Consider the following 24701-nt stretch of genomic DNA (forward strand, 5'->3'; position numbering starts at 1 on the left):
CGGCCAGTTGTGAAGTGGATGAGCTGCCGTGAACGGCGTTGATGTGCACCGAACTGCCTCGATGCTGGCAGTTGCTGCGTATCGATGTCAAGGCGCGGTATTGACATTGCGCGAACAATATCGAAATATGGCCGTACAAACTTATTTCAAGTCGAGGCGGATTCATGCTCAAGCTCAACGACGAAGAGACATTCCTGATCGAAACCGTGCGCCGGTTCGTCGACCGAGAGGTCAAGCCCACGGTCCAGGAGGTGGAGCACGCGAACGAGTATCCCGAGAAGTGGATCGATCAGATGAAGCAGATCGGGATCTACGGGCTCGCGATTCCCGAGGAATACGGCGGATCGCCGGTGTCCATGCCCTGTTATGCGCAGGTGACGCAAGAACTGTCGCGCGGATGGATGTCCCTGGCGGGAGCGATGGGCGGGCACACTGTGGTCGCCAAGCTCATCTCGCTGTTCGGTACCGAAGAGCAGAAGGTGAAGTACCTGCCGCGAATGGCAACCGGCGAGATCCGGGCAACGATGGCCCTCACCGAGCCCGGCGGAGGTTCCGATCTGCAGGCCATGACAACCAACGCCAAGAGCGACGGCACAGATCTGGTCGTCAACGGCGCCAAGACATGGATCACCAATGCCCGCCGATCCGGCGTGATCGCCTTGCTGTGCAAGACCGATCCAAGCGCAAGCCCTCGTCATGCGGGCATCTCGATCGTTCTCGTCGAGCACGGCGAAGGGCTGACCGTCTCCCGCGACCTCCCGAAGCTCGGATACAAGGGCGTCGAGAGTTGTGAACTGTCCTTCGACAATTACCGCATCTCCGAGTCGGCCATTCTGGGCGGTACTCCCGGAAAGGGTTTCGGTCAGATGATGAAGGGGCTCGAGACCGGCCGTATCCAGGTGGCTTGCCGTGCACTGGGCGTCGCCACGGCCGCACTCGAAGATTCACTTGCGTACGCGCAGCAGCGCGAGAGCTTCGGCCAGCCGATCTGGAAGCACCAGTCGATCGGCAATTACCTCGCCGACATGGCAACGAAGCTGACGGCCGCACGGCAGCTGACGTGGCACGCGGCGCAGATGTACGACAGTGGGGAGCGGTGCGACATGGAGGCGGGCATGGCCAAGCTGTACGCCTCCGAGGTGGCGATGGAAATCGCGTTGTCCGCCGTCCGCATCCACGGCGGTTACGGCTACTCGACGGAGTACGACGTCGAGCGGTATTTCCGTGATGCACCACTGATGATCGTCGGGGAGGGAACCAACGAAATTCAGCGCAACGTGATCGTTTCGCAGCTGGTTGCCCGCGGCGGTCTGTGACGGATCGGTGAGCAAGTAGGATCATGTCGCTATGAGCGGTAAGGAAAGAGAGACGGAGCCGGCGTACCAACGCCTCTCTCGTGAGCTTCGTCAGCAGATCTCTGCCGGTACCTACCGCGACGGCATTCAACTGCCCACCGAATCCGAACTGGCGCAGCATCACGGCGTGAGTCGGCAGACGGTCCGCCGAGCCTTTCACGATCTGGTTGCCGAGGGCATCGTGTACCGAGTACCCGGGCGCGGAACGTTCGTGACCGAGAACAGCGGCCGCTATCTCCGTCATCTCGGATCCATCGAAGATCTCATGAACCTTTCGCGGGACACGACGATGGAAGTGGTGTCACCGCTGCAACGGCGCGTGGACATCGAGGCGGCCAGTCGGCTTCGGCTCGACACCGACGTCGTGTACACCGTGGTCTTCCGGCGGATACACGAGGGAGTTCCGTTCGTGCAGACGACGGCGCATCTGCCGGAGGCGATCGCGCGGCAGATCATCGACCTGCCCGCCATGGCGGCCGGTGCGGTGAGCGCCAATACGGTGATCGGCTTGCTGGAACCGCTGATCGACAGTCCGATTGTCGAAGCAGCACAATCGATCACGGTGTCCCCGGCCACGGCGGACGTTGCCAGGGACGTCGATTGCGAAATCGGCCACGCCATGTTGCGGGTGGACCGTTTGTACTCCAACGCGCAGGGCGTTGCCAACGAGTTGTCGGTGAGCTATTTCTTGCCGGAGCAGTACACGTATCGGGTCACGCTGCGCCGCGGCGCACATTGACGCTGCGCCGCGGCGCACATTAGCGCTGCACTTTTCTTTGCTGTTCAACACCTTTCAGGAGAGAACTATGCGAATTTTCAACGGAATCGACGAAGTAGAGACGGCTGTCGGTGAGCACTTGGGCTACAGCGCGTGGTTCCCGGTCACACAGGATCGGATCGACAAGTTCGCCGACGCCACCGAGGATCACCAGTGGATTCACGTGGATCCCGAGCGCGCAGCGCAGGGTCCGTACGGCGGCACCATCGCCCACGGCTATCTGACTCTCTCGTTGTTGCCGGTGCTCGGCGCTCAGGTGATGCGTGTCGACGGAATCTCCATGACCGTGAACTACGGAAGCAACAAGGTGCGATTCCCCGAACCGGTCAAGGTCGGTTCTTCGGTGCGGGCAGGTGCGGAGATTCTTTCCTTCGAGCGCACCGCGAAGGGCGCGACGATAGTCGTGCGGTACACGATCGAAATCGAAGGAGCGGGTAAACCTGCGCTGGTAGCGGATACCGTGCGCCTGTTGGTCTCCTGAATCCTTTTCCATTCTTCCAGAACGAGATTCGAGGTCAGTTGTGAAACGAGCAGCATTGGTCGCGCCGGTCAGAACCGCGGTGGGCCGTTTCGGAGGGGCACTTCGTGACGTGCCTGCGGAAAGTCTGGCTGCCACCGTCGTCAAGGAGACCGTGCGTCGTAGCGGAATCGATCCGTCCCGCATCGACGACGTCGCGATGGGGCAGTCGTATGCCAATTCGGAGGCACCGTGCATCGGAAGGTGGGCGGCGCTCGAGGCCGGGTTGCCGATTTCGGTAGCCGGCTTCCAGACGGATCGCCGATGTGGAACGGGTCTGCAGGCCATCGTTTCCGCGGCCATGATGGTCCAGACGGGTGCGGCCGACGTGGTTCTCGCGGGTGGCGTCGAATCGATGAGCGGGATCGAGCACTACACCACCGGAGCGCGGTGGGGCACCAGATCCGGTGGGCTGCAACTGTTCGACCGCCTCGATCGTGGCCGCGAGCGCTCGCAACCCGAGTGGCGATTCGGTCGGATCAGCGGAATGATCGAAACGGCCGAGAACGTCGCGACACGCTGCGGGATCACGCGGGAAGAGTCGGACACCTTCGCCGTCGACAGCCACCGAAAGGCAACACTGGCAAGAGAATCCGGCCGCTTCGATGCCGAAATCGTCGCCGTCGAACTGACGGATCGAAAAGGGAACGTCACACAGTTTCGTGCTGACGAGGGGATTCGTCCGGATACCTCACTCGAAACCCTGGCACGGCTGCGTGCGGTGACCGAGGGAGGCGTCGTGACCGCCGGTAACGCCAGCCAGCAGAACGACGCTGCGGCAGCGATGTTGGTTGTCGCCGAGGATCGTCTGGACGAGCTGGGGCTGGAACCCATCGGGTTCCTCGACAGTTGGGCCGCGGCCGGTTGTGAACCGGCGCTGATGGGCCTCGGGCCGGTTGCCGCCGTCTCGAAACTGTTTGCTCGCACCGGGGCACGCTTTGCCGATTTCGATCTGGTCGAGCTGAACGAGGCGTTTGCGTGCCAGGTTCTCGGCGTCGTGAAGGAATGGGGATTCGAGGACCTCGATCGCCTGAACGTCAACGGTTCCGGCATCTCGCTCGGGCACCCCGTGGGAGCGACGGGTGCGCGTATGGCAACAACCGCGCTTCACGAACTCGGCCGACGCGGCGGCGGAAAAGCGCTGTTGACCATGTGTATCGGCGGTGGCCAGGGTATGGCGGCCGTGGTGGAGTCTGCCTGACGAGGTTCGCTTCTGGGTACACTTGCGGCGGGGGATCGGAAGTTCTACGGAGGCAGTCGGTTGACGAATGCAGGCGCAGCAGACACCAGTGGCGCGCTGAGCGTCGAGGATGTTCGTCGCGCCAGGGCCGCACTCGAGGGTTTGGACGTCACCAGTTGGTCCGGTCGCTTCGAGCTTCTCTCCGACACCAATCGTCTGCGTCTGTTGCTCTGCCTTCATCACGCACCGGGTATCTGCGTCACGGATTTGTCCGTGGCGCTGGGGATGAGCGGCACAGCCGTCTCACATGCGCTGCGGCTACTGCGTAGCCAGGGGTGGGTGAGCGCGACCCGCGACGGCCGATCGATGCGATACCAACTGGCGGACGACACCGTTCACCAGCTGCTGCATTCGATCGGCGCCACACATTTTCACGACGAGACACCCACCCCCGGGCACACGCACAGCTGAGCGCTACTCAAGGAGTCGCGAAGAACTTCTCGACGGCCGGCGCAGCGTTCGGGTTTCCGTTGGTGATTCCTGCGCCGACTCCGGCAACCGTGCCGATGACTCCACCGACGATGCAGCCGGCGATGAAGTTCGGGAAGATCGACAGGCAGCCGATTCCGACGCCGAGGTTGGCTCCGATCAGGGTCGACTGCAGACCACCGTTGTTCCAGCCGATATTGACCTCGTTGGCCATCGTGTCGAACGCGGCCTGCTTCGGATCGTTACCGGGGAAGAGCATCAACGCCGCCTGGCTGTTCGACTCTGCGGTCGGTGTCAGTAGGGGTTGGGACGGATCGAAGCCCGCATTCGGGGGCGCTGCGACCGCGGTGCCGGCTCCGGCGCCGACTGCGGCGACGACGAGAACGGACATGGTGAGAGTTCGGGACAGTTTCATGGGGACGGCCAATCTGTCTGTGTGGAACCAGTCGTGAATGGTGGCGGTGCAGTTCGTTAACCAGAACTCCACCGTCTGGATCGATCGTGCGGACCTCCTCGGGCACAACGGGACCCGTCGTCTCCGCGCGACGGGCCGTGTTTGGTGGCTACCCGACTCCGAGTGCCCTGAAACCGCCTAGTCTCATTCGTTTTTCGACAACCGCGCACGCAATTCTTCGACCTCGGCAGTAAGCCGATCTACCTCGGCTTGCAGGGGTTGGCGTGCCAGAGCGAGGGATTCGTCCATGCGCTCCTTGTCGAAGCGTGGCGTGATGTTTCGACTGCAGTTCCAGTCGAACGCTTCGACGTCGATGACGATGGAACGCTGGGCTTTTGCCGTCATGGTGCCGCCGGGGACTTGCAAGAGCTGTTGCAGTAGTGCAGGGTCCTCGTCCGCTTCGATCACCTGCGCACGCCCGTAGATCTTCAATCTCGTTCGCGTCGGGTAATCGATGACGAACAGCGAGATGCGATTGTTCTCTTCCAGATTGCCGAGCGTCACGAATTGCTGATTGCCGGGGAGATCGGCGAATCCGATTCGATTCGGGCCCAACACATGCAGGAATCCGCGCGGGCCGCCGCGATGTTGGACGTACGGCCAACCGTCGGGCGTCACCGTGGACATGAAGAAGGAATCCACGGATTTCACGAATCCCTGCGCGCGGAAATCGAATTCCATCGGGCCCTCGTCGGGCTGATCGAGTTTCGAACCGTACACGGTGAAACTTCCGGTCGACCGCTGACGCTCCACCGCAGCGGGGGAGAAGGCGATGTGTGCGTATCGGGTCGACATTTTCCAACTCCTGATGCTCAGTGCCAACGGTGGTCGGCAACGGCAGTTCGCGGACCGAACTTGGGTTTGACGGCTTGCCCGCTGACCTGCAGAAGCCTCACGGCGCGGTATCGATGCGGTTGAAGGGGAGCGAGGTACTGCACCATCTGGGCGTCGTCGATCGGTTCACCCAGCAGTGACCACCCGACGACGGCAGCGAGGTGGTAGTCGCCGACCGAGAGTGCATCTGAATCGCCGAATGCACGCTGAGCCACTTCGGCGGCAGTCCAGATCCCGACGCCGGGTACCGCTCGCAACCGTTTGGTCGCCTCGGTTCTGGGGAACGTGGATGCCTGCTCGAGGCGGTCGGCGACGCGAGCGCACTGAACGATCGTCTTGGACCTCGCTGGATCGACGTTCGCGCGATGGAATTCCCATGACGGCATTCGACGCCATTGGTCCGCGGTGAGTGGAACTCGCATTCCGTCGGGCGCGGGGCCGGGTGGGCGCTCCCCGAACTTGGTCAGCAGGCGGCGCCACGCGGCAAATGCGTCGATGCCGTGGACTCGTTGCTCGAGGATCGCGGGAACGAGAGCTTCCATGACGCGGCCGGTGCGGCCGATGCGCAGATGAGGGAAGCGTCGATGAGCTTCGGCGAGCTTGGGATGTTCGGGGGCAAAATCTTCGGCTTCGTCGTCGAGACCGAGCAGCGCTTCGGCGCCGTTCAGGAATTCCGTGGCGCCGGGACCCCAGGCCTGTACCCGGACCGTATGGCGATCCGACTGGGTGATGCGGTAGGTCACAGGACCCGAAAGTTGGCGGGAAACTCGCCAGATCGCTCCGTCGGCTGACCGTCGATGTGCGGGGTCGCCGGGTCCGCGCTGATGCGGGCTGAGCGTCAGCGCGGCATCGAGCGGTCGCTGAGAAGTCACCGTGACTTCGTCGACCGGAGATAGCGGCGTCATCGAGGTCAGCGTATCGCCACCGTCCATCCTCCGTTAAGGCGTGTGTCGGTGGCGCAACGTATTGTCCGAGCCATGATCATCGTGAGCACCGACGGATCCTGTCTGCGAAACCCCGGTGGGGCTATCGGCTGGGCGTGGGTCAATCACGAGGGTCCGAGCATGTCCGGCGGAGAAGCGTCCGGCACCAACCAGATTGCCGAGTTGCGTGCTCTGTTCGAGGCCGTCGTCGCCCATCCCGGTGCTGATCCTCTACTCATCGAATCCGACTCGCAGTACGCCATCAAGTGCGCTTCCGAATGGTTGCCCAGTTGGAAGCGCAAGGGCTGGAAGACCGCGAGCGGCGGGGCGGTCAAGAACCTCGAACTGGTGCAGAGTATCGATCGAGCCATCACCGATCGTGTCGGACCGGTGCGCTTTCGCTGGGTGCGCGGGCACGTCGGCAACCACTACAACGAAATGGCAGACAAGCTGGCCGGCGAAGCCGCACGCGCCATCGTCTCGGGGGACATCGCATCGGTGCCGCTTGCTGCCCCGGTGAAGAAGGAACCGACCGCCGTGAACTCCCCCTACAAGGAGAAGTCCACGACGGCCGAAGAACCAGCAGATTTGTTCACACTTTTCTGAGCGGTTCAGAACCCGTCGGCAACCTGAACCAGCGCCCGGCCGGTGTACTTGCCTTCGCGGACCTGATCGATCACCGAGACGACGTCGCGGACGGCAACGAGGTTCGTGATCTCCTTCAGATGACGTGGGGCCAAGTCGGAGCCCAGACGGGCCCACAGCGCGCGACGGGGTTCGATCGGCATCAATACCGAGTCCATGCCCAGCAGTGAGACTCCGCGGAGAATGAACGGCAGCACGGTCGTAGGCAGCGCGGCGCCACCGGTCAATCCGCTGGCAGCGACAACACCGCCGTAGTTGATCGTGCTCAGAACGTGAGCGAGGGTCTTTCCACCGACGCAGTCGACGGCCGCCGCCCACTGAGATTTTCCGAGCGGGCGAGGCTTGGCGTCGGGATCCTCGGGGAGCCGGCCGATCACCGAAGACGCACCGAGTGACGTCAGAAGGTCTGCCGCGCCTGGCTTGCCGCTGGAGGCGACCACGTCGAAGCCCGCGCTTGCCAGAAGGTCGACGCTGACGGTGCCGACTCCGCCGCTCGCGCCCGTCACCAGGACGGGACCGTCGGCTGGCTTCACTCCGCCGGCCAGAATGGCTTGGACGCTCATGGCTGCGGTGAATCCTGCCGTGCCGATCGCAGCAGCGTCGGCGGTGGAAATGCCGTCGAGCTTCACGACCCACTCGGCAGGCAAACGGGCGATCTCGGCGTAGCCGCCGTTGCGGGCGGTCCCGATCTCGTAGCCATGTGCGACCACCTTGTCTCCCGGGGCGAATGCGTCGGACTCGGAGGCAATGACCTCGCCGGCGACGTCGATGCCGGGGACGATCGGGTACTCGCGAACCACCCCGCCTTTCGGCGTGACCGCGAGCGCGTCCTTGTAGTTGACGCTCGAGTACTCGACGCGAATGGTGACCTGACCTGCCGGGAGGAAGGATTCGTCGACGGTTTCGGGGGCGAAGTCGATGGTGCCGTCGCTGTCGCGGGCGACCCAGGCGTTGAAAGTAGTCATGGGTCGAACATAAAGGCCTTCGGCCCTGTGCGCCTTTTTGGTAGTGCGAACTACCGGAAAGGCGCACAGGGGCGGAGCCCCTAGATCAAGCTGCCCTCATGCACCGCTCGATCGAACGCCGGTAGCGGGCCACCGGCGCGCAGGGTAGTTGCCAATGCAGGATCGGCGAGATGGAGACGGCCGATCGCGATCAGATCGAACTCTCCGCTGCCGATGCGCTCCTCGAGCTGTGGGATGTTGTCGACTACAGGTGCGACGCCTTCGATGCGGCTGTCCCGCAGCGACTTTCCGATACCGACGCTGCCGACGGCCATCGTGACGGCGCCGGTCAGCTTCTTCGCCCAACCCGCCAACGAGAGATCGCTGCCTTCGAAGGCCGGCACGTCGAAACGCCTGATGCTGGCGTCGAGAACGTCGACTCCGGCGTCGACCAGCGCGCCCAGGATGACGCCCAACTCTTCGGGGGTTTCGGCGATCTTCGCGGTGAAATCTTGCTGCTTGTGCTGTGAGAAACGGTAGATGATCGGCAGATCCGGTCCGATGGCCGCGCGGATCGCGGCGACGACGGCGGCCGGGAACCTGGTACGACGCTCCAGGTCGCCTCCCCACGCGTCGTCGCGCTGGTTGGTGCCCTCCCAGAAGAAGGAATCGAGGAGGTAGCCGTGACCGCCGTGGATCGCGATGCCGTCGAAGCCGAGTTCGACGGCGTGCTTCGCGCTACGGACGTACGCGTCGATGACGTCCTGGATGTCCTGCTCGGTCATCGCTTCGGTGCTGGCCTGTGCGCGTTCGACGTAGGCAGCGGAGTACGAGGTGACGCCGAGCGGGCCCCATTCGCCAGAGGGGCGCATCGGCTTGAGTGAGGGGTCCATCTGCGTCATCGCGCCCCACAAAGGTCCGACGTGCCAGAGCTGAGGCACGATCTTGCCGCCCGCAGCGTGCACGTCGTCGACTACCTTCCGCCATCCGGCCTGAGCAGCGGGAGTGTGGAGGTTGGGGACGTTGGCGTGGTCGACAGCAGTCTCGTGATCGATCGCGACGCCTTCGGTGACGATCAGTCCGGTGCCGCCCTCAGCTCGTCGGCGGTAGTAGTCGGCAACGTCGCGGCCGGGCACACCTTCGATGGAGTACGTGCGCGTCATCGGCGACATGACTATGCGGTTGGACAGTTCGAGCGAACGGATGCGGAGCGGTTGGAACAGCGGGTTGGTCACTTCGTCACAGCGCTTTCATGAATCGGAAGAATCCGGGGTCCTGGTCGACACGGAGCCGGGTGAGGGTTCGGTAGCTGATCAGCCACTTGCCGTCTTCTTTGCGGTATTTCTCGTGGTAGTGGCCGTAGCCGTGTAGGTGCAGTTCTTTCTCGCCGTCGTTCCACCACAGCATGTCCTCCATCGCCCAGATGCCGGTTGCGGTGGTGGGCGAGGTCAGCACGATTTCGGGAGTGTGTGCGTGGTGCGCCGTGGTGAGGGGGATGTCGCCGTCGAGCATGTTCCGAATTGCCGCGGTGAGTTTGTCGATGCCCACTACCTGGTTCGAGGTGTCGCCGGTCTTGGGTTGCTTGTCTGTCGGGAGTCCGCCCCACGTCTCGCTGACGACGTCTGCGGTGTGCAGGGTTGGGTAGACGTGCCACTGCTTGGTGTCCATGCAGCGTAGGCGCGCGGCGAACACACGCTTGATTTCCTCGATTGCGAGCAGTTCCTCGACGGCACTGATCGACCCCACTTCGGACTCGGCCTGAGACATTCAACCTCCAACGGTGATCGGCAAGATGGGTTCACATTCGGGTGCTCCGGGCGGGCCGTCAACGACCTGTCCCGGTGAGCGCGACGGCACTCGGTATGGTCGAGCGAACGAAAGGGGTGTCAGACGTGTGTACCGAAGAGGTCCCATCGACTGGACCGGAGGAGATCGCCGAGGTTCGGGCTTTTTGGCGCGAGTTGGGTGTTCCTGGCGTGATCGACGTCCATACCCATTTCATGCCGAAGAGCGTCATGGACAAGGTGTGGGGTTACTTCGATTCGGCGGGACCGATGATCGGTCGTCCTTGGCCCATCGCCTACCGACTTGCCGAGGAGGAGCGGGTACACCGTCTCCGCGAGTTCGGTGTCCGGGCTTTCACGTCGATGATCTACCCGCACAAGCACGCGATGGCAGAGTGGCTCAATCAGTGGGCCGTCGAATTTGCCGCGCAAACACCTGATTGCCTGCACACGGCCACGTTCTATCCCGAGGAGTCGGCGGCGTCGTACGTCGGAAAGGCCCTGGATTCGGGCGCGCGAATCTTCAAGTCCCACATCCAGGTCGGAAACTACGACCCGAACGACCCTCTGCTCGACAAGGTCTGGGGTCAGCTCGAGGACTCCGAGACGCCCATCGTGATCCATTGTGGATCGGGACCGGCGCCGGGGGAGTACACGGGACCTGATCGCATTGCTTCGCTGCTCGCACGGTACCCGCGCCTGTCGTTGATCGTCGCCCACATGGGGATGCCCGAGTACAGCGAATTCCTCGATCTGGCAGAGGCTTACGGCAATGTCCGCCTGGATACGACCATGGCGTTCACCGACTTCACGGAAGAGCAGTGTGCCTTCCCGAAGGCGGACGTATCACGGCTCGTCGACATGCAGGACCGGATTCTGTTCGGTAGCGACTTCCCGAACATTCCGTACCCGTATCTCACAGCCTTGCAAGCGGTTACGCGCTTCGATCTCGGAGACGAATGGCTGCGAGCCGTCGTGCACGACAACGCTGCGAAACTCTTCTCGGTGAGCTGAGCCCACCGAGAAGTATTTCGACTCAGCGCAATTTGATGCTGCCGCCGTCGGCCATCAACGTCTGTCCGGTCATGTACTTGGAATCGTCGCTCGCCAGGAATACCACGACGGGAGCGATGTCGGTTTCGGGATCACCGATGCGTCCGAGAGGCACCTTGGCAACCGATGCGGCTGCGCGCTCAGGGAAGGCTTCCTGCCACTTGACGACGCCTTCGGTGGCGGCGAACGGGCAGACCACGTTGACCCGAATGCCTTCCGGCGCCCACTCGTTGGCGACGACGCGCGTCAGGCCTCGCACAGCTTCCTTGGCCGCAGCGTAGGACGTCTGGGTCGGCATTCCGTCCAAACCTGAACCCGACGCGAAGTTGACGACCGAACCCTTGGTCTTCGCGAGTTCGTCGTGGCACGCCTGCATGAGGTGGACAACGGGGTAGAAACCGGTGTTGAAGGACAGGTCGAACATGTCCTGCGTGGTTTCGAGCAACGGAGCCTGACGGGACGCGTGAGCGTTGTTCACCAGGATGTCGAGCTTGCCGAAAGCCTCGAGCGCGGCGTCACGGATCTGCTCGGCCGAACCGGCGGCAGCAAGGTCGACGTTCAGGAACTTGCCGGAGCCGGCCAGTTCTTGTTCGAGGGCCTGGCCCTGCTCGTCGTTGATGTCGACGAACAGGACCTTCGCGCCTTCACGGGCGAAGACTCGGGTGATGGCACGACCGATTCCACCGGCGCCGCCGGTGACGATCGCTACCTTGCCGTTCAACCTCATGAAACGCTCCTCTTTGTAAGTGCTGCTCAAACTGTTGCGGTCTCGTCGACTGCAAGTGCAATCTTTTCGAGGCCGGCGATGCTGTAGGCGGCGTAGGTCTCGTACGGCCCACGGCCGGAGAAGTAAGACGAGAGCTGGCCACCGAGTTCTTCGACGGTGAACGCGGATCCGGCTGCGTCGAAACGGTTCTCGACCTTGGGTGCTTCCATCAACGCCACCATCTTGCCGTAGACGACGAAGACCTGTCCGTTGATCTCGTCGGAATCGGGGGATGCGAGGTAGCTGACCAGGGTCGCGACGCGCTCGGGTGCAAGCGGATCGAGGCCGACGACGCCGGTGTTGTTCTCGCCGAAGGCTTCTGCCGTCATGGCGGTGCGGGCACGAGGGCAGATCGCGTTGGTGCGGACGCCGTAGCGGGAGAGACCTGCTGCGCTCGAGAGCGTCAGCGCGGTGATACCGGCCTTGGCTGCCGAGTAGTTGGGCTGCCCGGCGCTGCCGAAGAGGAAAGCCTCGGAAGAGGTGTTGATGATGCGGCCGTAGACCGGTGCGTCGGCTGCCTTGCTGGCTGCGCGCCAGTGGACTGCGGCTGCGTGCGAGGTGGCCGCGTGGCCCTTGAGGTGCACGCGGATGACGTCGTCCCAATCGGATTCGGTCAGGTTGAAGATCATCTTGTCGCGCAGGATGCCTGCATTGTTGACGAGGATGTCGAAGGATCCGAAGTTCTTGACAGCCTCTTCGATGATGCGCCCGCCGAGCGACCAGTCGGAGACGTCGCCGGTGATGGCGAGTGCCTGTCCACCTGCGGCCTTGATCTCGTCGACCACGTCGTTGGCCGCTGCACCCATGTCGTTGACGATGACGGCTGCACCGGCAGCCGCGAGTCCGAGTGCTTCGGCGCGACCCAGGCCGGCGCCGGCGCCGGTGACGGCGGCAACTTTGCCTTCCAAGCTCAGTGATTGCGTCATGTCGTGCTCCTTCGATCCGGGCGGTCGGGTACGTCTTGCAGAATTAGTATTCATTCTAATTTGAAGTCGAGAGTTCGGTAGTCGTTCCGAAAAAATCATTCGAGCGAAATCAGAATTAGTTCTAGTTTTGAACAGAAGTTTGGCCGACTGAGGAGGAGTCTCACTCAGCGGGAGCGGTGATCTGGGTCACGAGCGCTGCATGCCACCTTGGGGCGACGCGGCGATCCCACCGCGTACGCGTTTGCGTCACCACCGATCCGCTCAGTTCTCGGCCACATTCGTCGGCTCCAGGGTCGGATAGTTCTCACCGAAAACGCAGTACGGTCGGCCCCGAATTCACCGGGCCGGACATCAAGGAAGGCACCAGCAGTGTCACTGAATTTGGCAGATCTGTACGAGGGCATCTCGGATCTGATTCCGGACCGCACGGCGCTCGTGTGCGATGGTCGTCGTCGCACATACGTCGAGCTGGACGAGGGCTCGAATCGCATCGCCCGCCACCTGGCGAGTGTCGGTGTCGGGCCCGGCGATCACGTTGCTCTGCACATGCGCAACAGCATCGAGTTCGTCGAGAGTTTGCTCGGGTGCCTCAAGATTCGCGCGGTCCCGATCAACGTCAACTATCGCTACGTCGACGCCGAACTGACCTATCTGTACAACGATTCGCAGTCGGTAGCACTGATCGTGGACGAGGAGTTCGTTTCCGTCGTGGAGACGGTTCTCCCGGCCGCGCCCGGCATCAAGCACGTCGTTGTCGTCGGCGAGTCAGCCGTCCGCGATATCGAAGGCGTCGACGTCGTTCGATTTGCCGACGCTGCCGCGGAGCAGCCCGCTACTCGTGACTTCGCGCCCCGCAGCAACGACGACCTCTTCGTCATCTACACCGGCGGCACGACGGGGATGCCCAAGGGTGTCATGTGGCGTCATGAAGACTTCTACTTCGCGGCGCTCACCGGCGGAAATCCGTTCGGTCCGCCGCACACGACCGCTGAGGCTCTGTTCGCCGCGGTGCCGAACGTCCCCGCGATGAACATGCTCAGTACCGCACCCCTGATGCACGGTGCGGCGTCGTACTCGCTGTTCACCGGATTCTTCATGGGCGCCAACGCAATTCTCATGGCGCGGTTCGACGCGAAGGCGACGCTGCAGCTCGCCGGAAGTGAGAAGGCCGTCTCCATCACCGTCGTCGGAGACGCGATGGCACGTCCGCTCGCAGACGAATTGGCAGCAAACGCAGCAGATTACGACCTCAGCACGGTCGGAATGGTCTCGTCCGGCGGAGCCTTGTTCTCGCTCTCACTGCGGGAGCAGCTCAAGTCGATGCTTCCGAACCTGGTGATCCGCGACGGATTCGGCTCCTCGGAGTCGGGCGTCGACGGCAATCTGGAGATCGGCGAAGACGGCCTGATGCGCATCGCCGCTCGCGACGAGACCCGCGTCGTGGACGAAAGGATGCGGCCGCTGGAGCCGGGATCGCCCGAGACCGGTTACATCGCTCGCAGCGGTCACGTGCCGGTCGGCTACTTCAATGATCCGGTCAAGACCGCGGCTACGTTCCCGGTGATCGACGGGGTGCGGATGTCGGTGCTCGGCGACGTCGGGCGCGTGGAAGCCGACGGCTCGATCGTCTTGCTGGGGCGTGGTTCTCAGTGCATCAACACCGGCGGGGAGAAGGTGTATCCGGAAGAGGTCGAGCAGGCGCTCAAGAGTCACCCGGCGGTGCTCGACGCTCTGGTCGCGGGAATTCCGGATGCGAAGTTCGGTGAGCGCGTCGCTGCGGTCATCACGACCCGCGAAGGCTTCGACGTCCCGGACGCTGCCGAGATCGGTGAGCATTGCGCGTCGCAGGTCGCTCGGTACAAAGTGCCGCGCACCGTCATGAACGTTCCGTCGATCAGGCGTTCTCCCAGCGGAAAGGCCGACTATCGCTGGGCCAAGGCCACTCTCGCCGAGCAAGTCTCCTAGTCCGGCCGGAGCCGTCCAGCGCGTTTGTGAGGGACGCGTTGGGTGGCTCCGGTGCTCTAGCCTGTCACCGTCAGAACCAGCAGAGCGACGTTGAGTGCAACGATCAAGCCCGCCGCAATCCACGCCGCGACGGTCGTGAGCGGGGCATTGCGCGCGTCGCCCATGAGTTCGGGGTCCGAGGTCATTCGCACCAGCGGGATGATCGCGAAGGGGATGCACAGGCTCAAGACCACTTGGCTGAGCACGAGCGCCAGCGTCGGGTCGACGCCGAGTCCGAGCAAGATCAGTGCCGGGATGAGCGTGACGATCCGGCGTGTGATCACCGGAATGCGAATGGCCAGAAGACCATGCATGATCTCGGCGCCGGCCGCGCATCCCACGGAGGTTGACGCGAGTCCGGAGGCGAGGAGGCCGATCGCGAACACCACGGCTATGCCCGGGCCGAGCGAATTCTCGATCGCGGCATGCGCGCCGTCGATGGTGTCGGTGCCGGGTACTCCGCGCAGCGCCGAAGCGGCCAGCAGCAGCATGCCGATGTTCACGCCACCGGCGATGATCAACGCGACGACGACATCCCAACGGGTGACTTTGAGTAGTCGCTGCAACCGTGGGCCGGGTTTGATGTGGCCGTGGCGATCACGTGCCAATGCGGAGTGAAGGTAGATCGCGTGCGGCATGACCGTTGCTCCGAGCATGCTGGCGGCGAGCAGTACGGTCTCGGTTCCTTCGAAGCGGGGGACCAGTCCGGCGACGGCCTCGCTGCCGGAGACGTCGGTGAAGGCGAGCCCGGTCAGGAAGCCGATGGTGATGATGGCCAGCAATCCCATGACCACGAACTCGAAAGTGCGCTGTCCGCGCCGACTTTGGATCGTCAGGATGACCATCGACACGCATCCGGTGATCAGTCCGCCGAGGAAGAGCGGGATGTTGAAGAGCAGGTTGAGTGCGATGGCGCCGCCGATGACTTCGGCGACGTCGGTCGCGATCGCCATCATCTCGGCCTGGAGCCAGAAGGCGCGGCGGTTGTTCTTACGCAGGCGCTGACCCAGCATTTCGGGCAGGGATCTGCCGGAGACGAGACCGAGTTTCGCGGACAGATACTGCACGAGGACGGCCATCGCGTTGGCGAGTACGAGTACCCAGATGAGGAGGTAGCCGTACTTGGCGCCGGCGGTGAGGTTGGCGGCGACGTTGCCCGGATCGACGTACGCGATTGCCGCGACGAACGCCGGACCGAGCAGGGCGATGGATCTCCCCGTGGGTCGTCGGCGCGGAGTCGTCGGCTCTTGCGTACTGGTGCTCATCGGTCTCCTGGTCACACGTACTCGGACCTGTTGGTTCGAATACGTGAACTATAGAGTTCGGGGAGCCGAACTTTCAACAGCTGTGCGCGGTCAGCGACCGCAGAGGGTCCCTAACCGCGCACAGGCCGGTTAGGCCGTCACGCCGGCAGCCAGGAGAGCGCGAGCCTCGGGTCGGCCGTCGAGGAGGGCGTTGGTACGCAGTTCGACCTTCCACTCGCCATCCGTCTTGATCAGTTCCCAGCGGTTCGCGGTGATGCGGAGGACCTTGAATCCCGTCGGGTTCTCGGGGTCTTTGATGACCAACTGCGAATGGCAGGTCGCGACGGCCTTGTTGCCGTCGATGCGGATGTGCGCGGGTGTCATCATGTGAGCCGCGCCGTTCATGATCCAGTTCTGGTGTGAGGCGCTGTGAACCATCGCGCGCAGTTCGCCGCGGCCGTGCATCGCACCGGTATCGACGTCGTAGACGCCGTCCTCGAGCCACAGGTTCGCGACCTCGTCGGCTGATCCGCTGTCGACGGCAGGGCTGTATGTGGTCAGCAGTTCGGTGATCGCGAGCTTGTCCTCGAGCAATTCCACTCGGGCGAGCAGGGATTCGATCAGGGCGGTCGAGTCGGTCATCGGTACGTCCTTTGCATTGAATTGTCGGGGAATCAGGAAGTGGTGAAAGCGAAGCCCTCGGTGAGGGCGATTCGGTGAAGTTCTTCGAGTTGTTCGCAGTAGTGCTCGACGCTTCGAGCGCCGACCGAGCAGCTGGCGATGGTCGCCCCGGCGTCACGGACGCGAGTCAAGGCGCGAAGGGTGGATTCGCGATTGCCGAGAGGATCGAGCGGCGCACCGGCGGGAAGCACCACGTCGAATCCGTCGGGGAGCGTCGTGGCATCGAGCATTTCCTTCAGTTCGGAGAATCGCAGCCCGAACGGCACCCACCCGTCGCCGTGTGTGGTGGCCCGGCGCAGCGATCTCTTGGTCCGGCCGCCGATCCACAGCGGCACCCGTTTCTGGACGGCGTGGGGTTCGACGACAAATCCGGAGTAGTCGTAGAACTCGCCGTGATACTCCGGAGTCGGCGTCGACAGTGATGCCCGAAGTGCGGCCAAGGCATCGTCAGCGCGCGCTCCTCGGTCGGCAAATGGAGCATTTATGAGATCGAATTCTTGTTTCAGAGTCCCCACCCCGAGGCCGAGTATCAGGCGTCCATTGCTGACGCGATCAAGCGTTCCGTAACGCTTGGCGATCTCGAGGGGGTGGTGGTAGCCCAACACCAGCACCTGGGTCGCCAGCAGGATTCTTGATGTACGCGCGGCGAGAAAACCAAGGGTGGCGAGCGGATCCCAGTAGGTTCCGCCGCGCTCGGCGGCAATCTCCTCGGGGACCGCCACGTGTTCACTGCAGGTCAGATGATGGAAACCGAGTCGATCCGCCGTGGCGGCCACTGTGGCGATCTCGCCGATGTCAGCACTTGCCTCCCACTCCGAGCGCGTGCTCGGGTGCTGAATCAGGACCGGTGTGACGATTCCCAGGTGCATCGGGCGTTTATAGCGTCCCCACACGCCCGGTGGCAGGTGAATTACCGCTGATCGGGATCGAAAAGATCGATTCACTTTCCAGAAACTGTGACCTGGGTTATAGTCGGTAGAATCAATTCCAGTTTTCGGGAGGCGTCCATGACCATTGTTGACATGAACGACACACTGTCCACCGTCCAGACTGCCGGTGGGCAACCCAAGAAGGATCTGCCGCCGTCGATGGTCGAGCGGATGACACTGATTCTCGACGCCTTCGACGGCCGCGCCGCGCGGCTGACGCTGGAAGAGGTCGCGTGCCGTACTCAGTTGCCGCGCTCCACGGTCCACCGCATTCTCGATCAGCTGGTCAAGCTGGACTGGGTCGATCACGCATCGTTCGGCTACTGCCTCGGGCGTCGCGCGCTCGGCCTCGGTGGTGGCGACGGCGGCCACAGCCAGATCCGCGAAGCCGCTGCACCGCTTCTGCACGAACTGCACCTGCAGACCGGCATGGTCGTTCACCTGTCGGTGCTCGACGGACGCGAGAGCGTCTATCTCGACAAGGTCGGCGGACGATTCGCCGCGGCGCTCCCGTCCCGCGTCGGCGGCAGAGTGCTCGCTCATTCGACGGCTGGTGGCAAGGCGATGCTGGCGTGGATCGACCCCGAGCGCGTCGACGCTCTGTTCGGGGCTTCTCTTCCCCGCTGTACCGAGAACACGATCACCGACGTCGCTGTGCTCCACCAGGAACTGAACCGCATCCGTCAGCGTCGGGGACTGGCCTTCGAACGCGGGGAGTCGGCGCGTGGAGTCGCTTGTGTGTCTTCGGCAATTCGCGGACACGAGGGCCCCGTCGGCAGCATCGCGTTGTGTGGTGACATGCGGACCGCTCAGCTCGAGCGAGTTGCTCCGCTGGTCGTCGACGCGGCTCGCGAGGTCTCGCGGACGCTGTACCCCGAACTGGGTGCTCCTCGCCGCGGCCGCAAAACGCCTCCCGTTCCGACCAATACGTTCTCGGCGGAGACGATGGATCGCCTGCTGGCAGCGTCGTCCGACCACTGGATCTGACGTATTTTGATCGACTTGTCTCGCTGATCGGGACGAGTCATAGCAGCTCAGCGGTACTGATGGCACCGTTCGGACCATGACGACTGAACTGAGCTACGAGGGAACTCTGAAGGAACTGCAGACCGATCTCGGTGTGCTCCGGTACCACGAAGCCGGCGACGGCCCGCCGCTCCTGCTGCTGCACGGATCGGGCCCCGGCGTCACCGGTTGGCGTAACTACCGCGGCGTTCTCGCGGACTTCGCGAAGCACTTCCACTGCTACGTTCTCGAGTTCCCCGGATTCGGCGTCAGCGATCCCGGCCCCGACCATCCGATGATGATGGCGCAGGCGTCGGTCGGGATGTTCCTCGACGGCCTCGGCCTCGGCCCGGTCCACATGATCGGTAACTCCATGGGCGGCATCGTCGCCACCAAGGTCGCGATCGACGAGCCGCACCGGGTGAGCAAGCTCGTCACCATCGGCGGCATGGGAAAGAACACCTTCTCGCCAGGCCCCGGTGAAGGCATCAAACTCCTCATGGAGTTCACCGACAACCCCACCCGCGAAGCTCTGGTCCGCTGGTTGCATTCGATGGTCTTCGACCGTGCCGTCGTCACCGAGCAGCTCATCGAAGAGCGTTGGGCCCTGGCCACCGAGCCGACGACGCTCGAGATCGCCCGTCGTATGTACAGCAGCAAGGCCATGGCCGCCATGGGCGCGGCTGCCGCTGCGTCGACCGCCGTGCCGTACTGGGCGCAGCTGAACAAGATCAAGGCGCCGACGCTGTTGACCTGGGGACGCGATGACCGCGTCAGCCCCGTGGACATGGCGATTCTGCCGATGCGCGACATCCCCAACGGCGAAGTTCACATCTTCCCCAACTGCGGACACTGGACGATGATCGAAGCTCGCGACGCCTGGGTCGCGTCCGTTCTGGCATTTCTGACGCGTCCAGAAGGCAAGTAAGGCCCGTGCGCCTTTTTGGTAGCCCCCACTACCAAAAAGGCGCACAGGGGGTGCTCCCACTCACCGGGAAGCGTTTCTGCACTTCGGTGGGCTACCTGCCACCGTTTCACCAACAGATTTTCATTCTGCCCAGGCACTCGCCGGGTAGCGAAACCAGAAAGCCGGAAAAATCATGGGTCAGGTTCTGGACAACATCTCACAGTTCGCCGACGAGATCCGCGCCGACGGAGTCGAGGGTGACAAGCTGATGCGCTTGACGGACGGCAGCGCGAAGCGCTTGCGCGACTCCGGCGTCATCCGGATGTTCCAGCCGAAGGAGTTCGGTGGCCTCGAGGCGCATCCGCGTGAATTCGCCGAGACGGCAATGGCTATCGGCGCGATGGACGGTGCCACGGGCTGGGTCAGCGGCATCGTCGGTGTGCATCCGTGGGAGCTTGCGTTCTTCGACCGCAAGGCTCAGGAAGAGGTGTGGGGAACCGATCCCGATACGTGGATGGCGTCACCGTATGCGCCGATGGGCGTGGCGAGGCCGGTCGAGGGTGGGTACATCCTCAACGGTCGTTGGTCGTTCTCGTCCGGCACCGATCACTGTGACTGGATCATGATCGGCGCGATGGTCGGTGACGAGTCCGGCAAGCCGTTGATGCCGCCGAAGCACCTGCACGTACTGCTGCCGCGCTCCGATTACGACATCGACCAGGACAGCTGGAATGTCGTGGGCCTGCGCGGAACCGGGTCGAAGGACCTGATCGTCAAGGACGCGTTCCTGCCCACCTACCGCACGATCGACGCCGGAAAGGTGTACGACGGGACGGCGTGGAAGGAAGCGGGTCGTACGGAGACGTTGTACAAGTTCCCGTTCTCGTGCATTTTCCCGTTGGGGATCACCTCGTCGTTGATCGGTATCGCCGAAGGTGCGTTGGCGTGCAACATGGCGGCGCAGCGTGAGCGTGTGACGGTCAGTGGTGTTCCGATCAAGGAAGATCCGTACGTGCTGTTCGCGATCGGTGAGGCGGCGGCCGAGATCGCTGCTTCTCGGGCTGCGATCTTGGAGACGGTGGATCGTTTCTGGGACATGACCGAGAAGGGGCAGGAAGTTTCGTTCGAGCTTCGTGCGATCGGTCGCCGTACGCAGACTGCTGCCGCGTGGCGTGCGGTGCGGGCGGTGGACGAGATCTTTGCTCGTTCCGGTGGTGGGGCTTTGCAGTTGAACACGCCGATGCAGCGGTTCTGGCGTGACGCTCATGCCGGTTTGGCGCACGCGATCCATGTACCCGGTTCCATCTTCCATGCGTCGACGCTCTCGCAGCTCGGCGGCGAGCCGCAGGGTATCCACCGCTCGATGATCTAGTCCCACAAATACTTTCGAAGCAAGGACGGTTAGGCATGACTGAAATTCGGGGCCTGGGGTATCTCAGGATCCAAACGCAGGACGTGGCTCGCTGGCGCGAGCTCGTGGTCGACGGACTCGGCCTCGCGGTCGGTAGTGGCCCGGAAGCCGACGGCCTCTACTTGCGCCTGGACGAGCGTCGTGCGCGACTGATCGTCCTGCCCGGTGAGACGGACAAGGCTCTCGCAGTGGGCTGGGAAGTGCGAGATCAGTTCGCGCTCCAGCGTGTTCGTGAAGCAGTGGAGAAGGCCGGAGTCGAGGTCGAGGTTCTTTCCGAGGTCGACGCCAGCTACCGCGATGCCGAGCAGGTCATCGCATTCGACGATCCCAACGGCAACCGAGTCGAGGTCTTCTTCGGACCGGTACTCGACCACAGCCCGTTGGTCACCCCGCACGGCGGCCGTTTCGTCACCGGCGATCAGGGCCTCGGCCATGTGGTGCTTCCGGTTACGCGTTTCGACGAGGCATACACCTTCTACACCGAGGTGCTCGGATTCCTCCCGCGCGGTTCCATCCGTCTCGGCGGTATCGATGCGCCGCCGCCGGCTCGCCGCGTTCGCTTCATGGGTGTCAACCAGCGCCACCACAGCCTGGCGTTGTGCCCGGCGCCGCCGGTTGACGAGCCCGGTCTCGTGCACCTGATGATGGAAGCCGAGACTCTCGACGCCGTCGGTCAGGCTCTCGATCGTGTTGCCAAGCTCGGCTTCTCGATCTCCTCGACGCTGGGTCGCCACACGAACGACAAGATGGTGTCGTTCTACGTGCGCGCACCGGGTGGATGGGATCTGGAGTTCGGTTGCGAAGGCATGCTTGTCGACGAAGCCTTCTACACCGCTGAGGAAATCACGGCCGACAGCTACTGGGGCCATGACTGGTCCGAGAGTGAACCGCTGGCCGCGTTCACTCCCAAGAGCTAGCTCTTACGCAACGAAAAAGCTCGGTCCCAATGGCATATCGGGGCCGAGCTTTTTCGTGCGATAGATCAGGAAGCTGCTGCGGCCAAACCGGTTTCGAGGTCGGCGAGAATGTCGTCGATCCCTTCGATGCCGACCGCAAGGCGGACGAGCCCCGGGGTGACGCCCGAAGCGAGCTGCTCCTCGGGGGTGAGCTGCGAGTGCGTCGTCGACGCGGGGTGGATGACGAGTGAGCGAACGTCACCGATGTTGGCGACGTGGCTGTGCAACGTCAGTGCGTTGACGAACTTCTTGCCTGCGTCGACTCCACCGGCGAGCTCGAACGCGACGATGGCGCCGGTTCCCTTGGGAGCCAGCTGCTTTCCGCGCTCGTGCCAGGGCGAGGATTCCAGTCCGGCGTACGCGACCGACGTGACCTCGGCGCGGCCCTCGAGGAATTCCGCGACCTTCTGGGCGTTGGACACGTGGCGCTCGATGCGCAGGCTCAGTGTCTCGATACCCTGCGAGATGAGGAAGGCGTTGAACGGTGCGATGGCCGAGCCGAGGTCGCGCAGAAGCTGAACGCGTGCCTTGAGGGCGTAGGCGGGTGCGCCGAGATCGGCGAAGGTGACGCCGTGGTAGCTGGGGTCGGGGGTCGTGAAGTTGGTGTGGCGTCCCTGGGTCCAGTCGAAGGTGCCACCGTCGACGATGACGCCGGCGATCGCGGTGCCGTGTCCGCCAAGGTATTTGGTGGCGGAGTGGACGACGATGTCGGCGCCGTGCTTCAGCGGCTGAATGAGATACGGAGTTGCGACCGTGTTGTCCACGATCAGTGGGATGCCGTGCTCATGGGCGACTGCGCTGATGCCGGGGATGTCGAACACGTCGTTCTTGGGGTTGGAGATGGTTTCGCCGTAGAACGCCTTGGTGTTCGGACGGATTGCCTCACGCCAGTGATCGAGGTTGTCCGGGTCCTCGACGAAGTCGACGGTGATACCGAGCTTGGGCAGCGTGTAGTGGAAGAGGTTGTACGTGCCGCCGTACAGGCGAGGGCTTGAGACGATGTGGTCCCCGGCCTCGGCGAGGTTGAGGATCGCGAAGGATTCGGCGGCCTGACCGGACGCAACCAGCAGAGCCGCGACTCCGCCTTCGAGGGCGGCGATGCGCTGCTCGACGGCGTCCTGCGTCGGGTTCATGATGCGGGTGTAGATGTTGCCCGGCTCGGCGAGGCCGAAGAGCGCCGCCGCATGGTCGGTGTTGTCGAAGACGTAGCTGGTGGTCTGGTAGATCGGAAGCGCCCGAGCGTTGGTAGCGCTGTCCGGGCCCTGTCCGGCGTGGACCTGCTTGGTTTCGAACGACCAATCGGCGGTCGGATCGGTATCGACGGGGGTGTTCTCGCTCATGAATTCATACTCCGTGGTGAAGGTGGGTTGGTGCGGGTCAGGCGGTTTCGACGACTGTATGCACTGGGACGGGATTGCGGGTGAGATCGAGTACGGGGCAGTGTGCGTCGACCGTTTCCTGCAGTTCCAGGTAGCGCTCGCGGGTTTCGGGGCCGGTCAGGGTGACGACCACGCGGACCTCGGAGAATCCCGGGCGGACGGCGTCGTCGAAGCCGAAGAATCCACGAACGTCGAGGTCACCTTCGGCTCTGGCCGAGATGTCGTCGAGAGCGATACCGAGTTTGTCCGCCCAGACGCGGTAGGTGACCACCTGGCAGGAGAGCAGGGAAGCAAGGTAGTACTCGACAGGATTGGCTGCGGTGTTCTCGCCGCCGAGGGCCGGCGGCTCGTCGACCTCGACGCTGTACTTACCGAGAGAAATGGTGCTGGCAACGGCGTCGTGCGCCTGGGCGGAAGCCTTGAATACGACGTGCGCTTTGCTGGCGTCTTTGTCGATGGCGTCGGCGTTGGCTGCTACGACGGAACTCAGGTGTGAGATGGAGGCGGTGGTCATGACAGAATGTCCCCTGATCTGGGTGTACATACGAGTATCGACGTGAGCGGCGCTCACGTCGTAGGTCCGATCAGTAGATCGGACACCCGGATGTACAGACATGCGCAAAGTCGACATGGCGCCGCCGCGTCAGCAGCGTGCCCGTCTCGTATGCGCCGATTCCCGTCACAGGAGAGACTGTAACCGGTTCATACCCTTTCCGACCAGACGTATAGGAAATCTGTCTCGGATTGTGGTCTGTCATGCGGGCGGCAGTCCGCTCCATCGGGGTGTCCGACGAGTGGCGAAAGCGTCGAGTCCTTCGGCGATGTCCGGAGAGCGCAACACTGCGTCCTTGGCGTCGTCGGTGACCTTCCATCCGTCGGCGTCGGCGTCGGCGTAGAGAGCCTCGATGGCCTTCAGGCTCAGACTCACGGAGGTGGGGGAGGACTCGCAGATCTCCGCTGCCATCACCAGTGCCTCGTCGAGTGTCTTACCAGGGGCAGTGACTGCATTGACGACGCCGAGGTCCTTTGCCCGTTCGGGATCGAGTGTGCGGCCGGTGATCAAGAGTTCACGGGCGACGTTGATCGGAAGCGCGCGAGGAGCCCGAAAGAGTGCGCCGGACGTCGCAACCAGACCGCGTTTGGTTTCGGGAAGGCCGAATTGCGCTGTGGCAGAGGCGACGATCAGATCGCAGGCCAGTGCGATTTCGAAACCGCCACCAAGCGCGTAGCCCTCGACTGCAGCGATCAGGGGCTTGTTCCGCCGGCGCCGAATGACGCCGTACTCACCGCCGCGAGGCATGCGAAGGTCGGCCCGCTCTCGGATATCGGTTCCGGCGCAAAAGATGTTGGGGGTTCCGGTGATGATGCCGACCCACAGATCAGGGTCGTCGTCGAGAAGATTCAGCGCGGCTTCGATTCCCTCGGCAGTCTCACGGTTGATCGCGTTACGGCGTTCTTCGCGTTCGATCCTGACGATGAGAACGCGGTCATGGCGTTCGGTGGAAACAGTCGACATAATTGGACTGTAGTCCACCTA

26 protein-coding genes are annotated in these 24701 nt (G+C 63.3%); 12 read left to right on the forward strand and 14 right to left on the reverse strand.

What is annotated here, in order from left to right:
* Window positions 1-164: 164 nt before the first annotated feature.
* The 5 genes from ATN37_RS25705 (at window position 165) to ATN37_RS25725 (ending at window position 4301) form a co-directional block, all read left to right on the forward strand.
* Window positions 165-1316 carry an acyl-CoA dehydrogenase family protein gene (locus ATN37_RS25705; RefSeq protein ID WP_003940468.1) on the forward strand — a complete coding sequence of 384 codons (1152 nt, stop codon included), beginning with the start codon at window positions 165-167 and terminating at the stop codon, window positions 1314-1316.
* Between the two features lie 31 nt (window positions 1317-1347).
* Complete coding sequence (locus tag ATN37_RS25710) at window positions 1348-2094, forward strand: GntR family transcriptional regulator (RefSeq protein ID WP_003940169.1); 747 nt, start codon at window positions 1348-1350, stop codon at window positions 2092-2094.
* A gap of 67 nt (window positions 2095-2161) precedes the next feature.
* Entirely contained in the window at window positions 2162-2614 is a 453-nt protein-coding gene (locus ATN37_RS25715; protein ID WP_003940415.1) for a MaoC family dehydratase, read from the forward strand.
* A gap of 40 nt (window positions 2615-2654) precedes the next feature.
* Window positions 2655-3851 (forward strand): acetyl-CoA C-acetyltransferase, encoded by a 1197-nt coding sequence (locus tag ATN37_RS25720; protein ID WP_063315757.1) that lies wholly within the window; start codon window positions 2655-2657, stop codon window positions 3849-3851.
* 60 nt (window positions 3852-3911) lie between these two features.
* The gene (locus tag ATN37_RS25725) at window positions 3912-4301 is read left to right on the forward strand and encodes a metalloregulator ArsR/SmtB family transcription factor (protein ID WP_003940184.1); all 390 of its coding nucleotides are present in this window, start codon (window positions 3912-3914) and stop codon (window positions 4299-4301) included.
* A 7-nt stretch (window positions 4302-4308) separates the two neighbouring features.
* On the opposite strand, the gene ATN37_RS25730 is transcribed toward ATN37_RS25725, so the two are convergent.
* From ATN37_RS25730 to ATN37_RS25740, 3 genes are all read right to left on the reverse strand, one after another.
* Window positions 4309-4806 carry a hypothetical protein gene (locus tag ATN37_RS25730; RefSeq protein WP_003940625.1) on the reverse strand — a complete coding sequence of 166 codons (498 nt, stop codon included), beginning with the start codon at window positions 4804-4806 and terminating at the stop codon, window positions 4309-4311.
* Between the two features lie 111 nt (window positions 4807-4917).
* On the reverse strand, window positions 4918-5568 hold the full coding sequence (locus ATN37_RS25735; RefSeq protein WP_003940212.1) for a pyridoxamine 5'-phosphate oxidase family protein: 651 nt from the start codon (window positions 5566-5568) through the stop codon (window positions 4918-4920).
* 17 nt (window positions 5569-5585) lie between these two features.
* The gene (locus ATN37_RS25740; protein WP_081558449.1) at window positions 5586-6539 is read right to left on the reverse strand and encodes a DNA-3-methyladenine glycosylase; all 954 of its coding nucleotides are present in this window, start codon (window positions 6537-6539) and stop codon (window positions 5586-5588) included.
* A 45-nt stretch (window positions 6540-6584) separates the two neighbouring features.
* Between ATN37_RS25740 and ATN37_RS25745 the strand changes: the two genes are divergently transcribed.
* Window positions 6585-7136, forward strand: a complete 552-nt coding sequence (locus tag ATN37_RS25745) for a ribonuclease H (RefSeq protein ID WP_007729467.1) — start codon at window positions 6585-6587, stop codon at window positions 7134-7136.
* A 5-nt stretch (window positions 7137-7141) separates the two neighbouring features.
* On the opposite strand, the gene ATN37_RS25750 is transcribed toward ATN37_RS25745, so the two are convergent.
* The 3 genes from ATN37_RS25750 to ATN37_RS25760 all read right to left on the reverse strand — a co-directional run bounded on the left by ATN37_RS25750 (window position 7142) and on the right by ATN37_RS25760 (window position 9886).
* Window positions 7142-8140: an MDR family oxidoreductase gene (locus tag ATN37_RS25750; protein WP_081558448.1), complete on the reverse strand. Its 999-nt coding sequence runs from the start codon at window positions 8138-8140 to the stop codon at window positions 7142-7144.
* Between the two features lie 80 nt (window positions 8141-8220).
* Entirely contained in the window at window positions 8221-9354 is a 1134-nt protein-coding gene (locus ATN37_RS25755) for a 12-oxophytodienoate reductase (protein WP_003940612.1), read from the reverse strand.
* A gap of 4 nt (window positions 9355-9358) precedes the next feature.
* A complete protein-coding gene (locus tag ATN37_RS25760; RefSeq protein WP_003939692.1) occupies window positions 9359-9886 on the reverse strand; it encodes a nuclear transport factor 2 family protein in 528 nt (175 codons plus the stop codon).
* Between the two features lie 125 nt (window positions 9887-10011).
* On the opposite strand from ATN37_RS25760, the gene ATN37_RS25765 reads away from it, so the two are divergent.
* On the forward strand, window positions 10012-10917 hold the full coding sequence (locus tag ATN37_RS25765; RefSeq protein ID WP_172403435.1) for an amidohydrolase family protein: 906 nt from the start codon (window positions 10012-10014) through the stop codon (window positions 10915-10917).
* Between the two features lie 22 nt (window positions 10918-10939).
* Here the strand turns inward: ATN37_RS25765 and ATN37_RS25770 are convergent, their stop codons facing one another.
* Complete coding sequence (locus ATN37_RS25770) at window positions 10940-11683, reverse strand: SDR family NAD(P)-dependent oxidoreductase (RefSeq protein ID WP_030537180.1); 744 nt, start codon at window positions 11681-11683, stop codon at window positions 10940-10942.
* Between the two features lie 26 nt (window positions 11684-11709).
* Complete coding sequence (locus ATN37_RS25775; RefSeq protein ID WP_007729451.1) at window positions 11710-12648, reverse strand: 3-oxoacyl-ACP reductase; 939 nt, start codon at window positions 12646-12648, stop codon at window positions 11710-11712.
* A gap of 369 nt (window positions 12649-13017) precedes the next feature.
* Between ATN37_RS25775 and ATN37_RS25780 the strand changes: the two genes are divergently transcribed.
* Complete coding sequence (locus ATN37_RS25780) at window positions 13018-14613, forward strand: acyl-CoA synthetase (RefSeq protein WP_218695764.1); 1596 nt, start codon at window positions 13018-13020, stop codon at window positions 14611-14613.
* 56 nt (window positions 14614-14669) lie between these two features.
* Here the strand turns inward: ATN37_RS25780 and ATN37_RS25785 are convergent, their stop codons facing one another.
* The 3 genes from ATN37_RS25785 to ATN37_RS25795 form a co-directional block, all read right to left on the reverse strand.
* Window positions 14670-15917 carry an Nramp family divalent metal transporter gene (locus tag ATN37_RS25785; protein WP_081558446.1) on the reverse strand — a complete coding sequence of 416 codons (1248 nt, stop codon included), beginning with the start codon at window positions 15915-15917 and terminating at the stop codon, window positions 14670-14672.
* Between the two features lie 129 nt (window positions 15918-16046).
* Window positions 16047-16538: a nuclear transport factor 2 family protein gene (locus ATN37_RS25790; RefSeq protein ID WP_003939809.1), complete on the reverse strand. Its 492-nt coding sequence runs from the start codon at window positions 16536-16538 to the stop codon at window positions 16047-16049.
* A gap of 32 nt (window positions 16539-16570) precedes the next feature.
* On the reverse strand, window positions 16571-17446 hold the full coding sequence (locus ATN37_RS25795) for a TIGR03619 family F420-dependent LLM class oxidoreductase (protein ID WP_099698976.1): 876 nt from the start codon (window positions 17444-17446) through the stop codon (window positions 16571-16573).
* Window positions 17447-17584: 138 nt separating this feature from the next.
* On the opposite strand from ATN37_RS25795, the gene ATN37_RS25800 reads away from it, so the two are divergent.
* The 4 genes from ATN37_RS25800 to bphC all read left to right on the forward strand — a co-directional run bounded on the left by ATN37_RS25800 (window position 17585) and on the right by bphC (window position 21746).
* Entirely contained in the window at window positions 17585-18493 is a 909-nt protein-coding gene (locus ATN37_RS25800; RefSeq protein ID WP_218695765.1) for an IclR family transcriptional regulator, read from the forward strand.
* Between the two features lie 76 nt (window positions 18494-18569).
* Window positions 18570-19439 (forward strand): alpha/beta fold hydrolase, encoded by an 870-nt coding sequence (locus tag ATN37_RS25805; RefSeq protein WP_003940235.1) that lies wholly within the window; start codon window positions 18570-18572, stop codon window positions 19437-19439.
* 172 nt (window positions 19440-19611) lie between these two features.
* The gene (locus tag ATN37_RS25810) at window positions 19612-20790 is read left to right on the forward strand and encodes an acyl-CoA dehydrogenase family protein (protein ID WP_003940250.1); all 1179 of its coding nucleotides are present in this window, start codon (window positions 19612-19614) and stop codon (window positions 20788-20790) included.
* 35 nt (window positions 20791-20825) lie between these two features.
* Window positions 20826-21746 (forward strand): biphenyl-2,3-diol 1,2-dioxygenase, encoded by a 921-nt coding sequence (gene bphC / locus ATN37_RS25815; RefSeq protein ID WP_003940493.1) that lies wholly within the window; start codon window positions 20826-20828, stop codon window positions 21744-21746.
* A gap of 65 nt (window positions 21747-21811) precedes the next feature.
* Here bphC and ATN37_RS25820 read toward each other — a convergent pair whose 3' ends face one another.
* The 3 genes from ATN37_RS25820 to ATN37_RS25830 form a co-directional block, all read right to left on the reverse strand.
* A complete protein-coding gene (locus tag ATN37_RS25820; RefSeq protein ID WP_003939848.1) occupies window positions 21812-23125 on the reverse strand; it encodes a bifunctional o-acetylhomoserine/o-acetylserine sulfhydrylase in 1314 nt (437 codons plus the stop codon).
* A gap of 37 nt (window positions 23126-23162) precedes the next feature.
* Window positions 23163-23678 (reverse strand): OsmC family protein, encoded by a 516-nt coding sequence (locus ATN37_RS25825; protein ID WP_007732784.1) that lies wholly within the window; start codon window positions 23676-23678, stop codon window positions 23163-23165.
* A 240-nt stretch (window positions 23679-23918) separates the two neighbouring features.
* Window positions 23919-24680 carry an enoyl-CoA hydratase-related protein gene (locus ATN37_RS25830; RefSeq protein ID WP_218679992.1) on the reverse strand — a complete coding sequence of 254 codons (762 nt, stop codon included), beginning with the start codon at window positions 24678-24680 and terminating at the stop codon, window positions 23919-23921.
* Between the last annotated feature and the right edge of the window lie 21 nt (window positions 24681-24701).

The organism is Rhodococcus sp. MH15 (genome assembly GCF_019266045.1).
Classification (GTDB): Bacteria; Actinomycetota; Actinomycetes; order Mycobacteriales; family Mycobacteriaceae; genus Rhodococcus_F; species Rhodococcus_F qingshengii.